Source organism: Haploplasma axanthum (assembly GCF_900660745.1).
Lineage (GTDB): Bacteria > Bacillota_I > Bacilli_A > Acholeplasmatales > Acholeplasmataceae > Haploplasma > Haploplasma axanthum.
The window spans coordinates 1,079,391-1,092,537 of the sequence record NZ_LR215048.1; the positions used below are offsets into that span (position 1 = coordinate 1,079,391).

At 26.2% G+C, this 13,147-nt stretch carries 14 protein-coding genes and 1 other annotated feature; all 14 genes read left to right on the forward strand.

What is annotated here, in order from left to right; translation table 11 throughout:
- The first annotated feature begins 4 nt into the window (after positions 1–4).
- A complete protein-coding gene (locus tag EXC62_RS05050; protein ID WP_162140101.1) occupies positions 5–232 on the forward strand; it encodes a DUF1653 domain-containing protein in 228 nt (75 codons plus the stop codon).
- Between the two features lie 19 nt (positions 233–251).
- Positions 252–788, forward strand: a complete 537-nt coding sequence (locus tag EXC62_RS05055; RefSeq protein ID WP_084156617.1) for a peptidylprolyl isomerase — start codon at positions 252–254, stop codon at positions 786–788.
- A 123-nt stretch (positions 789–911) separates the two neighbouring features.
- On the forward strand, positions 912–1,733 hold the full coding sequence (locus EXC62_RS05060) for a hypothetical protein (RefSeq protein ID WP_026390056.1): 822 nt from the start codon (positions 912–914) through the stop codon (positions 1,731–1,733).
- A 69-nt stretch (positions 1,734–1,802) separates the two neighbouring features.
- On the forward strand, positions 1,803–2,678 hold the full coding sequence (locus tag EXC62_RS05065) for a DUF3137 domain-containing protein (RefSeq protein WP_026390055.1): 876 nt from the start codon (positions 1,803–1,805) through the stop codon (positions 2,676–2,678).
- Between the two features lie 37 nt (positions 2,679–2,715).
- Entirely contained in the window at positions 2,716–3,906 is a 1,191-nt protein-coding gene (locus EXC62_RS05070; RefSeq protein ID WP_026390054.1) for an iron-containing alcohol dehydrogenase, read from the forward strand.
- Positions 3,907–4,018: 112 nt separating this feature from the next.
- Positions 4,019–6,058 carry a ribonuclease R gene (gene rnr / locus EXC62_RS05075; RefSeq protein ID WP_052589664.1) on the forward strand — a complete coding sequence of 680 codons (2,040 nt, stop codon included), beginning with the start codon at positions 4,019–4,021 and terminating at the stop codon, positions 6,056–6,058.
- A complete protein-coding gene (gene smpB / locus EXC62_RS05080; RefSeq protein ID WP_035375551.1) occupies positions 6,021–6,467 on the forward strand; it encodes an SsrA-binding protein SmpB in 447 nt (148 codons plus the stop codon). Before rnr ends, smpB begins: the two co-directional genes overlap by 38 nt.
- A complete protein-coding gene (locus EXC62_RS05085) occupies positions 6,467–7,360 on the forward strand; it encodes a patatin-like phospholipase family protein (protein WP_026390052.1) in 894 nt (297 codons plus the stop codon). Before smpB ends, EXC62_RS05085 begins: the two co-directional genes overlap by 1 nt.
- Positions 7,353–8,228 (forward strand): phosphatase PAP2 family protein, encoded by an 876-nt coding sequence (locus tag EXC62_RS05090; RefSeq protein WP_026390051.1) that lies wholly within the window; start codon positions 7,353–7,355, stop codon positions 8,226–8,228. The genes EXC62_RS05085 and EXC62_RS05090 overlap by 8 nt, the downstream gene beginning before the upstream one ends.
- Positions 8,229–8,236: 8 nt before the next feature.
- Positions 8,237–9,010: a hypothetical protein gene (locus EXC62_RS05095; protein ID WP_162140100.1), complete on the forward strand. Its 774-nt coding sequence runs from the start codon at positions 8,237–8,239 to the stop codon at positions 9,008–9,010.
- A 48-nt stretch (positions 9,011–9,058) separates the two neighbouring features.
- Positions 9,059–9,245 (forward strand) — a binding site (T-box leader).
- Positions 9,246–9,295: 50 nt separating this feature from the next.
- A complete protein-coding gene (gene alaS / locus EXC62_RS05100; protein WP_162140099.1) occupies positions 9,296–11,875 on the forward strand; it encodes an alanine--tRNA ligase in 2,580 nt (859 codons plus the stop codon).
- On the forward strand, positions 11,872–12,303 hold the full coding sequence (gene ruvX, locus EXC62_RS05105) for a Holliday junction resolvase RuvX (protein WP_162140098.1): 432 nt from the start codon (positions 11,872–11,874) through the stop codon (positions 12,301–12,303). The genes alaS and ruvX overlap by 4 nt, the downstream gene beginning before the upstream one ends.
- Positions 12,296–12,580, forward strand: a complete 285-nt coding sequence (locus EXC62_RS05110; RefSeq protein ID WP_035375549.1) for a DUF1292 domain-containing protein — start codon at positions 12,296–12,298, stop codon at positions 12,578–12,580. Before ruvX ends, EXC62_RS05110 begins: the two co-directional genes overlap by 8 nt.
- The gene (locus tag EXC62_RS05115; RefSeq protein WP_084156615.1) at positions 12,558–13,136 is read left to right on the forward strand and encodes an O-methyltransferase; all 579 of its coding nucleotides are present in this window, start codon (positions 12,558–12,560) and stop codon (positions 13,134–13,136) included. Before EXC62_RS05110 ends, EXC62_RS05115 begins: the two co-directional genes overlap by 23 nt.
- Positions 13,137–13,147: the final 11 nt, after the last annotated feature.

Below are 13,147 nucleotides of genomic sequence, written 5' to 3' on the forward strand. Positions count from 1 at the left end.
TATAATGAACGAAGTAAAAATAAATGGAATATATAGACATTTTAAGGGAGATTATTATCTGGTTTTAGATATTGCAACACATAGTGAAACTTTGGAGAAATATGTTGTCTACCGGGCATTATATAATGATAATAGTTTATGGGTTAGACCATATGATTTATTTGTTGAAGAAGTAAATAAAAAGGATCAAAAATATCGATTTGAACTACAAGAAATTAAAAGTAAAAAATGAATGTAAAAAGGAGAAAGTAATGAAGAAGTTATTAATAATATTTGTTTTATTTAGTTTTATACTAACTGGATGTTCAAAAGGTAAGAATAATCCTGTTGTAACAATTAAAGTAAAAGGTTATGATGAAGTAATAAAGATTGAATTATATAGAGAAATTGCTCCTATTACAGTCGAAAATTTTATTGATATTGCAACTACTGGATATTATGAAGGAAGTACATTTCATCGTGTTATTAAAGATTTTATGATTCAAGGCGGTCAAGGAAAAACTAGTTTGAAACCAATTAAAGGGGAATTTGCTAGTAACGGTGTTAAAAATGACTTGAAGCATGTAAGAGGAGTTATATCAATGGCAAGAACTAATGTTAAAGATTCGGCAACTAGCCAATTCTTTATTGTTCATAAAGATAGTCCACACTTAGATGGTGAATATGCAGCATTTGGTATGATGATAGAAGGCTTTGAAACTCTTGATTTAATAGCAAATATTCAAACAGATTTTAATGATATGCCAGTAGTTAGTATTGTTATTGAAAAGGTTGAAGTTAAATTGTAATGTATTTAGTATAGAGAAATTTTTGAACTATTTAATAGTTTTAATAGATATAGAAACTAATTATTAGAAGAACGATTTAAGAAGTTATATTCTTATATAATTAAGTAGAAGGAAGTTATGATTATGAAGAAAAATGAAAATGTATTAAAATTAATTCCTATTTTTTTATGTGCAATAATATATTTGTTTTTTTCTTTCTTAGCATTAAAAAGATGGATTAATCCTAATGATTACTCGAATTATCTTTATGCATATGGATATGGATTATTTGCAAGAAAAATGTTTATAATTGTTTTTACAGAATTAGTAGTTTTTTCTATTTTATTTATCATATGTTTTAAATTTAAACGTAAATTTGTTAATATAGTTATGACATTTATGATTATATTACTGTTCTTTAATGTATTTTATCTTTTTGTTGTTGCAGTTAAAGAAAGTAGATCCATAGTTAGTTATACAAAAAACATTGAAAACTTTGGGAAATATGATGAGATAGTCGATTTTAAATATTTAGAAAATGAGTTACCAACAAAGGATAGTTTAATAGATTATGAATATTATTTAATGCCAATAAGTTCAATATTTGGTACTAGTTATTCTTTTTCTATGTTTGTAACAACAAAATATGATCAAATGATAGAGATTAAAGCTAATGAAAATGAAAAATATAGTGAATTTAAAAATGATAATAATCGTGATAATGTGAGTTTCGACTTAGAAGATTATAAGATATATCAGTACGAGATCGACTATAATACAGACAGTGATAGAAATTATGGATATAGTGAATTGATTATTTTCATTAGTAGTAAAAAAGATAGAATAATTTATGCGGTTACTAATGAGAGAGCATCAATTAGTAGTAAAGGTTATTATCAAAATATTTATGATTATATTGATGGATATCGTGATAACCCATTTTATAATATTAGTGATAATAAATAGTTAAATATATTTTGGGAATTTAGAAATTAAAGATTAATATAAGTAATATTAGATTGTGAGGTTATACATATGAAACTAAAAGAAATAGAGCAAAAAAGAATAGAAATATATAAGAAAACAAAAACTACAATTATTATCGGTATAGGATTAATAGTTGGAAGTTTTCTTTTGTTTGTTATAATTGCAGCAAATATGGCTTTTGATAGAGGTCCTTTATTAATTATTATTTTATTAACTACTTTTTTTTGTGGTGCTGTTATTGCAGGAATAGGCAGTAATCAACAAAAAAAATTTAAAAATGAAATAAAAAATAAGTTAATTGATTTGGATGATTTTTCTGAAATTAAAAATTTAACATATGATGCAAATAAACATATTGAAGAAAAAACAATTGAAGAAGTGAAAATCTTACAGAACCCTGATAGAGTTAGAGGTGAGGATTTAGTTACTGGGACTTATAAGGATATTTATTTTGAGGTTTCTGATATTAAACTATCAGATAGAGATAGTGATGGTAATGAACATACATATTTTGAAGGTGTTTGGTATACATTTAAGTTGCCTCAAAATTTTAATAGTACAATAAAAGTTATGAAAATGCATAACTTTTCGAGAAAAATATTTAAAGTTGAAACTGAAATGTATGAATTCAATAAAAGATTTAAACAGTATACTGATAACCAAAATTTGTATTTCAAAATTATGAAACCAATATTTATTGAAAAAATAATTGAGTTAGAAGATAAATATAAATCAAAAATTTCATTTGCATATATTAATGATTATTTTTATTTAGCAATGGAAGATCGAAAAGAATTTTTAAAAGTAGATTTAAGTAATGAGATTAATGAAAAAACAATTAAAAACTTTAAAGAAGATATTAGAGAAATTCTACAGTTTATTGATGAATTTTATTATAACCAAAATGGTATATTAATTGACTAATAAGCTATAAAACAAATTAAAAAGTATAGGAGAATTTATGAAAATTATATCAAGAATATATCAAAAGATTCTTAAAATTGGTTCCTATTTTTTAGATTTTAGTGAACCAATTGTTATTAACTATGAAGATTCAATAAATGATTGTTTAGAGATTATTAAAAATGAAAAAGTAAGCAATATTTTCATTGTAACGGATAAGAACATCATTAAATTAGGGTTAATAAATAGTTTGCTAGAATTACTTGGAAAAGAAAAAAATAAATATAACATTTATGATGAAGTTAGCCCTAACCCAACTGTTAAACAAGTGGAAGTTGCATATTATCAATACCTTAATACAAATAGTGAAGTAGTAATTGTTGTTGGCGGTGGCTCACCTATGGATTTAGCTAAAGCAATTTTAGTTAGAAAAGCGAAGCCTAAGAAAACATTAGATCAATTTAAAGGAATTCTAAAAGTAAGAAAAAAACTTGATTGCTTAATTGCGATACCAACAACCGTTGGAACAGGTTCAGAAGCAACGATTGCTGCGGTTGTTACTAATGAAGAAACAAAGGAAAAATATGCAATTATGGATCCTTGTTTAATACCTAAATATGCAATATTAGATCCAAATTTATTACGTAAATTACCAAAAAGCATTATTTCAACAACAGGAATGGATACATTAACGCATGCAATTGAGGCATTTATTGGTAATAGTAATACTAGAAAAACAAAGGAGTATTCTAAAGAAGCCATTAAAATAGTTTTTAATGATTTAGAAAAAGCTTATAATGGTGATTTTTCTTCTTTAAAAGAAATGCAGTATGCATCATATAAAGCAGGAGTAGCATTTACAAGAGCTTATGTTGGAAATGTTCATGCTTTATCTCATGCTCTAAGTGCATATTATCATTTACCACACGGATATACAAATGCTGTAATATTACCACATATTTTGAAGTATTATGGTAAAAAAGTTGATAAAAAATTAAGTGTAATATATGATTATCTTTATGAAGATAGAAATCTCTCAAAAAGTGAAAAAGCAAAGTTTATTATTGATAAAATCGAAAATATGAATAAAAATATGGATATTCCAAGAGGTTTTAAAGGGATAATTAAAGATGAAGATATTGATTCTATAATAAATCATGCATATCATGAAGCAAATCCTTTATATCCAGTACCAGTTATATTTTCAAAAAATGATTTTAGAAAGATTATAACAGAAATAAACAAATAAACTAAAAGAAGAATTTTCTTCTTTTTTTTCTAATGTTAATATGTTTAAATGCCGATAAACTGACTGTTTATGTTATAATTAAGGTGTTAAATTAATGGAAAGAGGTATTCTCATGAAGAATGTATATTTAAAATTTCATGAATTAAAAGAGAGAAAAGTTCATGAGGATGAATTAGGTAAACTAGATTTACAAGAATTAAAATATTTATATTATGATTCACCATACTATATATTAAAAGATAATATCTTTATAGGTTCAGTTGATAAAAAAGAAAACTTTGCTTTTTTACGTCAACCAGATGAAGATATTTATATTGATAAAAAAGAAATTAGAAGTTTAATGAGTAATGATATTGTTTTAGTGGAATTAAAAAAAGGTGAAGCATATATTAAAGAAATCTTAAAACGAGGATTAGAAATAATTATTGCTACAGTTCAAAGAAGAAGAAAATCATTTAAGTACTTTACTGACAAACCACTATTTAAAAATATTGTAGTTGGTGATGAATCATTAGTTGTTGATGGAAGTGTTGTAAAGTTAGAAGTTGAACATATAACAGAAGATAAAATCTATGCAAAGATAACTGAAGTTATTGGACATATTAATGATCCAGATATTGATATATTAAAAATAGTTGCATATCATAATTGGCCAGATCCAAATATGGATGAACTTGAAAAGTCCGTTGCAGATATTAAAATTGACTATGATTATGAAAGAGTTTCAAGATTAGATTTAAAAGATAAACTTGTTGTTACAATTGATGGTAAAGATGCAAAAGATTTAGATGATGGAATCAGTTTAGAAGTGATTGACGGAAAATATCATTTGGGTGTTCATATTGCTGATGTATCATTATATGTTAAAGAAGATAGTTTGATTGATAAAGAAGCATATAAAAAATCAACAAGTGTTTATATGGCAAACAGAGTAATTCCAATGTTACCTCATAAACTATCAAATGATTTATGTAGTTTAAATCCACATGAAGAAAAATTAACACTTAGTTGTTTAATGGTTATTGACAGTAATGGTAAAGTGGTTGAGTATGATATTAGAAAAACCATTATTGAATCAAAATATCGATTAAATTATGATGATGTTAATCTTTTAATCGAAAAAAATAAATCGCTTGGAAATGAAGAATTAGATAACTTATTACTAACAATGAACGAATTAGCGTTAAAACTTACTGATGTAAGAAAAAAACGTGGTGAATTAGAATTTGATAGTGAAGAGATTAAGTTTGTTTTTAACAAAGATAATAAGATTGTTAAAGTTTATCCAAGAAAAACAGGACAAGCAGAAGAATTAATTGAGTCATTTATGTTAGCAGCAAATGAAACTGTTGCATTCCATATGGAAATTAATGAGTTTCCAAGCATTTATCGTATTCACGAAAAACCAGATGAAACAAAACTAGATGAAGCGTTAGATAAACTTGGAAGATTAAATGTTACTTATAATAAGAAAGCAATAAGAAATTCTAAAGAACTTCAAAAGATTTTAAAAAGTGTTAAAGGAACTGAAAGAGAATTTATCGTTAATATGATTTTACTACGTTCAATGCAACGTGCAAAATATGATAAAAATCCGTTAGGACACTTTGGACTAGCGGCACGTTACTATACGCATTTTACATCACCAATTAGAAGATATCCTGATCTTATCTTGCATCGAATAATTAAAAAATTAGTTTTAGCTGAAGATAATAGTTTAAAGAAGTTTAACTATTTTGATAATATTTTAGATGATGTTGCTAAACATACATCTGTTCAAGAAAGAGTAGCAATTGATATTGAACGTGATGTTATTCAATTAAAATCTTGTGAATATTTATTAGATAAAATTGGAGAAGTATTTGAAGGGCAAATAATCCAAATAATGAAAAGCGGTATATTTGTAAGATTAAAAAACGGAATTGAAGGATTTGTCAACATGAAAAATAATTATCGCAATAGTACTTATGATCCGGTTGTTTTAGGATATTACGCTAATGGGAAATTATATAAAATGGGTGATAAAATTGAAGTTGAATTAATCAGTGTTGATATGATTGAAAGAGAAATAGATTTTATTATTTATAATAAGCAACAAAAGGGGAAAAAACCAAATGAAAATAATTTCAAGAAACAAAACCGCAAACTATAATTATTTCATTGAAGATAAATACGAAGCAGGAATAAAACTAGTAGGAAGTGAAATAAAGTCAATACGGTTAGGAAAGGTTAGTTTAAATGAGGCATTCATTACTTTTAAAGATAATGAAGCATTTGTTAGTAATATGCATATTGCAACATATGACCAAGCAAACAGATATAACCACCAAGAAACTAGACCAAGAAAATTACTTTTACATAAAAACGAAATTTTAAAACTCTTTAGTAAGTCAAGAGAACAAGGCTATAGTGTTATTCCTTTATCATTATATTTGAAAGAAGGATTAGCAAAAGTTGAAATTGCACTTGCTAAAGGTAAAAAAGATTATGACAAACGTGAAGATCTTAAAAAGAAAGATCAAGATATGCGTTTGAAAAAAACTGTTAATAGGTATAAATAATGAGAATAGGATTAGCTCTTGGTGGTGGCGGAGCAAAAGGTAGTTATCAACTTGGTGTTTTAAAAGCATTAGAAGAGTTTAATCTTCTAGATAAAATTACATATATAACTGGCACATCAATTGGAGCGATAAATACCATGCTATTAATGAATTACAATAACATAGAAGATGTTATAAAAGCATGGGATAATATCGATAATAGATTAGTTTATAAAAGTGGACTTAGATTATTTAGCAATGGATTATATGATTTAAGTCCACTTTTTAAAAAAATGTCTTCGCTTGTTAGTGAAAAAAATATTCGAAAATCAAAATTTGAGTGTTATATTACAGCAGCAAAAGTTAAAGATAAAGAAATGAGATTTGGACATTTCCAAACTTCAAATCTTGAACTTGAAATCTTTCATTTGAATAATTATGTAATGCCTAAAAATGCTGTTTTAGCATCAGCATCAATTCCTGGTGTTTTTGGTAGCACAGATATTTTAGGAAACACTTATGTTGATGGTGGATTACTTGATAACTATGTTGTTGAACCCTTAATAGAAAAGAAGTGTGATGTTATCTTTGTAATACCACTTGATAATTACTATGACTTAAGTCAATATTTGAATGAAAATAATCTGATTATCAATTTTTCTTCAAAAACTATTTTTCATGATAGTAGAGTACTAGATATTATTGATGCTATTAGATTTACACGTAGTAGAATTAATGAACGTTTCTTATACGGTTATTTAGCAGCTAAAAGAATACTAAAGAAAATGAAAAAAGAAGGTATTTTAGATAGTAATTATTCAATTAATCTTCAAAATAAGATTATTGGTTTAGAACAAGAAGAAGAACTAAAAATATTAAAAAAAGTGAAGCAGGGATTGAAAATTTATGGATAAAATAGATATAAGTATTGTTAAATGGATTCAAAGCAATTTAAGAAGTAATTTTATGGACTATTTAATGTATATGATTACTCAAATTGGAAGCAGTTATTTCTTTATAGTTTTAGTAGTTTTATTATACTGGCTAGTAGATAAAAGATTTGCATATAAATTCTTTTTTGCTTTTGTAGGTAGTGCATTATTTAACAGCATTTTTAAAGTAATAGTTAAAAGAGTAAGACCATATACTTATGAAGGAATCACTGATATTTTTGAAACAACTCATGGCTATTCATTCCCAAGTGGTCACTCACAAGCAACAGGTGTTATTTATTATAGTATGATGGATGAGTATGGGAAAAAGAATAAAGTAGTAAAAGGATTATTAATAGCAACTTTGATTCTTGTGCCATTTTCAAGAGTATATTTGGGACAACACTTTCTAACTGATGTTTTAGTTGGAGCACTTATTGGTTTAATTGTTTCACACTTTATGTTTAAATTGTTTGATAAAATGAAAGATAAAGAACACATTTATCCTTTATATGCAATTCCAGTTATTATTATTGCTTTATTATTTTTCGTAGGTAAAGACTATGGAAGTTATAAAGATTTATTTGTTGCTGGTGGTGGATATATAGGTTTCACTATTTCATATGCTCTTGAAAAACTATATGTTAAACATAATGTTGTAACAAATATTACAAACAAAGTTTTAAAAGCTTTAATAGGACTTGTAAGTACGTTTGCTATTTATTTTATTTTAAAAGAAGTATTTCCAGATCAAAGTTTAATTTTTGATTTCATTAGATATTTAATTGTTACTTGTTATGCAGGACTTGCAGTTCCATTTATATTCACAAAAATCTTTAAGAATAAGTAGAAAGTTTTGTGTATAAAATGGTAATAGCAATGTTTATAATAGTTCCAGCTGTTTTTTTCCTTTTAAGAAGTCAGATAGCTAAGGAAAAAACATATCGTGGTAGAATGATTTTTTCTGTAATATATGCAAGTATAATAGTAATATTTCTTTTGGTTATGATGTTTAACGAAGAAAATAAAATCAATAATAGAGACTACATAATTACAATAATATATACAATATTTTTTATTACGGCTTTTAATATATTTGATTATTACAAAAACAAAGAAACATTAAATATCACAAATAAAGGAATAAGATTAAAAAGATTTACAGTTTTAAAAGGGTATAGAGTAATATCCTTAAGTGTATTAATGTTAAATATAATTATTTTATTACTTAATTTATTTATAAATGATTTTAAAAGAATAAATGAACTTACTATTTCGTTGATTATTATTCTTGTTATTGTTACTATATGGAATATTATTATAATGATTGATTTAAAAAAGTCGGGATTTAAAAAAGAAACAGTTATCATTTTTAATAATAATACCTATATTGAATATGATGTTACTAAGAAGTGGGTACTTAATCTAAGAAAATATTTAAAAAATATCAATGCTATAAATTCGTTTAGATTCCATATCATTGAAAATGAAAAAGTTAGAATCTCTTGGGTTTATTATGTAAAGAATGACCTTGATAAGCAAAAAGAGATTAATAAATACCTGTTTAATCTTTTATTAAATAATGAAGATAAAGTTGTAACGGTTAATTTGGATATTTTTCAAGGTATTTGATACTTAAAAACTTTAAATCTTTACAATTTTATTCGACTATGATAAAATTGATTTGCGTTGATTAAGAGAGTAATTCTTTTGAAGAGAAATTAAGAGACTTTGTGGTTGGTGAAAACAAAGCATTTAAAGGAATGAAAGCTACTTAGGAGCATACAAACAAACTAATTTTAGTTTTATAAAGAGTGCTAGATTAAATCTAGAACTAAGGTGGTACCGCGTAATTTACGTCCTTAGATAATATTATATTATCTTAGGGCTTTTTATTTATTAAGGAGGAATTTATTTATGCGTTATATGACATCAAATGAAATAAGAGAAACATGGTTAAGATTTTTTAAAAATAAAGGACATCATATTTTAGAGTCTGCATCATTAATACCAAATGATGATCCAACACTACTTTGGATTAACGCAGGTGTTGCTCCTTTAAAGAAATATTTTGATGGTTCTCAAACGCCAATTTCAAGAAGATTAACAAACGTTCAAAAATGTATAAGAACAAATGATATTGATAATGTCGGAAGAACAGCAAGACATCATACATTCTTTGAAATGCTAGGAAATTTTTCAATTGGTGATTACTTTAAAAAAGAAGCAATCGAATTTGGATTTGAAATCCTAACAAGTAATGAGTATTTTGGTTTTCCAATTGAAAAGTTAATTTTCACATATTATCCAGAAGATCTTGAAACAAAAGAAAAATGGATATCATTAGGTGTTCCAAGTGAACATGTTATCCCAAGAGAAGATAATTTTTGGGAAATTGGTGAAGGTCCATGTGGTCCAGATACTGAAATATATTTTGATCGTGGCGAAGCTTATGATAAACGTGGGCTTGAATTAGTTCGTGAAGATCTTGAAAATGATCGTTATATTGAAATTTGGAATATTGTTTTCTCACAATTTAATTCAAAAGCAGGTCTTGAAAGACATGACTATCCAGAATTACCTAATAAAAATATTGATACTGGTGCAGGACTAGAAAGATTTGCATGCGTTATTCAAGGAACTGAAACTAACTTTGAAACGGATTTATTCTTTCCAATTATCAAAAAAGTTCAAGAATTAACAGGAGTTAAATACGAAAGTCAAATGGCTTTCAAAGTAATTGCTGATCATATCAAGACATTAGTATTTTCAATTTCAGATGGAGCAATGCTTTCAAATGAAGGAAGAGGATATGTTTTAAGAAGAATTCTTAGAAGAGCTGTTAAGTATGGTAGAAATCTAGGATTGAATGAACCATTCTTACATAAACTAATTGATTCAGTTATTGAAACAATGGGTGATTTCTATCCAAAAATAAAAGAAAATAGAAGTATTTGTGAAAGAATTATTCTAAAAGAAGAACAAAAATTCTTAGAAACAATTGCTGAAGGTGAAAAACATCTACAAGATGTTATTAAAAAAGATGGGAAAATAATTTCTGGTGAATCAGCATTTATGTTGTATGATACTTATGGATTCCCAATTGAATTAACAATTGAATATGCAGAAGAAAACAATGTAACAGTGGATACTGATGGTTTCTATAAAGCAATGCAAGAACAAAAAGTGCGTTCAAGAGAAGCAAGAGAAAACATTGATAGTATGGCAACTCAAAGTGAAGCATATTTGAATTTTACTGTAGAATCTAAGTTTATTGGTTATAACACATTAGATGCAAAAACTGAAGTTATTGCTGTATTTGATGAAGGAATAGTTTTAAAAGAAACACCTTTTTACGCAACTAGTGGTGGCCAAGTAAGTGACTTTGGAACAATCAATGATATAGAAGTCATTCAAGTTAAAAAACTTCCACATGGACAACATTTGCATGTTATTGATGGCAACTTTAATGTTGGAGATATTGTTGATGCTAGAGTTAACGAAAACGTTAGACATCAAACAGAGAAGAATCATAGTGCAACCCATCTTTTACATAAGGCTTTAAAAGAAGTTTTTGGAACACACGTTGTTCAACAGGGGTCACTAGTTAATAAAGATTATCTAAGATTTGATTTTAATCATTTTGAAAATATAACTGATGAAGATTTATTGAAGATTGAAAAAATTGTTAACGATAAAATAAATAAAAATGCAGAAGTTGTTATTAAAGAAATGAAAATTGCTGATGCTAAAAAACTTGGTGCAATGGCATTATTTGGTGAGAAGTATGGTGATGTAGTTAGAGTTGTTAAAATGAATGATAGCATTGAATTATGTGGTGGAACGCATGTTAAGAATACCGAAGATATAAAGAAATTTGCTATTGTTAATTTCGAATCAATCGGATCAGGGATTTTCCGTATTACTGCTTCAACTGATTTTAATATTGAACCACTGATTAAGGATGCTACTAATTATATTGTTGAAGAAGTTAAACAGTTAAATGAAAAAGGCTTAACAGCATTAAAAGATTTCAAAAAATATGACTTAAATATTAAAACTAATTCATATAGTGATATATTAGATGCTAGAATGAGTCTAAAAGACATTAGAAATAGTTTCCATGAATTAGAAAAACAAAAACAAGAAAATGAAACAAAAGATATATTAACTAATGCTGATAAATTTATTCCTGAGAACGTTTCTAAAAAAACAATTATTGAAACAAAAAATTTAGATATTAAAGTATTAAAACAATTAGTTGATGTAATTTATGATAAAATTAATGCGGAAACAGTATTACTTGTAAATATCACTGATGATAAAGCAACGTTTATTGCTAAAACTAATGGAAAAACAAATGCTGGATCGCTAATTAAAGAACTTGCTAAGTTAGTAAATGGTTCTGGTGGTGGTAAGGATAACCTTGCTCAAGGTGGAACAAAAGAACTTGAATTAGTTCCTAGTGCGTTAGAAAAAATAAAGGAAAAATTATGAAAAAATATTTAGGACTTGATCTTGGAAGTAAATCTTTAGGATTGTCAATAAGCGAATCAGGAATTATTGCTAATAGTTATAAAACACTCTACTTTAAGAATGATGACTATTTTGAGGCAAGTAAAATAATTGCTGATATTATGAAGAAAGAAAATTTCCAAGTTTTAGTTATTGGATTACCTAAACATATGAATAACGATTTAGGAATTCGTGGTGAAATATCAATTGATTTTGCTAACAAAGTTAAAGAATTAGTTGATGTTGAAGTTGTTCTTTGGGATGAACGAACATCAACTCAAGCAGCTTTAAAAACAATGATTGGTAATAATGTTTCAAGAAAAAAACAAAAAACAAAAAAAGATGAATTAGCTGCGGTAATCATCTTACAAAATTATTTAGATTATAAGGAGAATAATAAAAATGGATGAAAATCAAATTACATTAATAACTGAAGATGGTAAAGAAGAACTAGCAACGATTCTATTTACTCATGAAGAAAATGGAAAGAAATATGTTGTCTTTGAACTTGTTGAAAGTGGCGATGTTAGTGCTGCAAGATACAGTGAAGATGGCAGTGGTGAAGGAAAAGTTTTAGACATTGAAACAGATGAAGAATGGGCAATGTTAGATGAATTACTTGATCAATATTATGATTCATTAGATGATGAAGATGAAGAGTTTGATGAAAGTGATGACGAAATATAATAAAATTAAAGAATATGCAATAGAAAATCATGTTCCAATAATTTCAAATGAAGGTTTGGAATTTATAATTGATATAATTAAACAAAATAATATAAAAAAAGTATTAGAGATTGGCTCAGCAATTGGCTATAGTGCAATCTCTTTTGCTATGAATGATTGTTTTGTAACAACAATAGAACGTAATGATGAAATGTATAATCTTGCAATAAAAAATATCAGTGATTTAGGATTTAATGAGGAAATTAAAATAATCAAAGGTGATGCACTTTTAATTGATGATATTAAGGAAGAATTTGATTTGATTTTTATTGATGCAGCAAAGGCTCAATATCAAAAGTTTTTTGAAAAATATCAAGTTAATCTCTCAAAAAATGGTATAATAATTTGTGATAATCTTAATTTTCATAATCTAGATATAACTAAAGTTTCAAGAAGTACTAGACAGTTAATTACTAAATTAGAAAACTTTAAAAATTATTTAAAAGAAAATAACGACTATCAAACAACATTCTATAATGTTGGAGATGGTATGAGTGTAAGTAAGAAGCGAAATTAATTTTTTGCTTC

Excerpts from the sequence above, each read along its gene's own strand:
- EXC62_RS05060 (WP_026390056.1), top strand. The coding sequence starts at position 912 with ATGAAGAAAAATGAAAATGTATTAAAATTAATTCCTATTTTTTTATGT.
- EXC62_RS05110 (WP_035375549.1), top strand. The coding sequence starts at position 12,296 with ATGGATGAAAATCAAATTACATTAATAACTGAAGATGGTAAAGAAGAA.
- smpB (WP_035375551.1), top strand. The coding sequence starts at position 6,021 with ATGAAAATAATTTCAAGAAACAAAACCGCAAACTATAATTATTTCATT.
- EXC62_RS05050 (WP_162140101.1), top strand. The coding sequence starts at position 5 with ATGAACGAAGTAAAAATAAATGGAATATATAGACATTTTAAGGGAGAT.
- EXC62_RS05055 (WP_084156617.1), top strand. The coding sequence starts at position 252 with ATGAAGAAGTTATTAATAATATTTGTTTTATTTAGTTTTATACTAACT.
- EXC62_RS05090 (WP_026390051.1), top strand. The coding sequence starts at position 7,353 with ATGGATAAAATAGATATAAGTATTGTTAAATGGATTCAAAGCAATTTA.
- EXC62_RS05115 (WP_084156615.1), top strand. The coding sequence starts at position 12,558 with ATGAAAGTGATGACGAAATATAATAAAATTAAAGAATATGCAATAGAA.
- EXC62_RS05070 (WP_026390054.1), top strand. The coding sequence starts at position 2,716 with ATGAAAATTATATCAAGAATATATCAAAAGATTCTTAAAATTGGTTCC.
- ruvX (WP_162140098.1), top strand. The coding sequence starts at position 11,872 with ATGAAAAAATATTTAGGACTTGATCTTGGAAGTAAATCTTTAGGATTG.
- EXC62_RS05065 (WP_026390055.1), top strand. The coding sequence starts at position 1,803 with ATGAAACTAAAAGAAATAGAGCAAAAAAGAATAGAAATATATAAGAAA.
- EXC62_RS05085 (WP_026390052.1), top strand. The coding sequence starts at position 6,467 with ATGAGAATAGGATTAGCTCTTGGTGGTGGCGGAGCAAAAGGTAGTTAT.
- rnr (WP_052589664.1), top strand. The coding sequence starts at position 4,019 with ATGAAGAATGTATATTTAAAATTTCATGAATTAAAAGAGAGAAAAGTT.
- alaS (WP_162140099.1), top strand. The coding sequence starts at position 9,296 with ATGCGTTATATGACATCAAATGAAATAAGAGAAACATGGTTAAGATTT.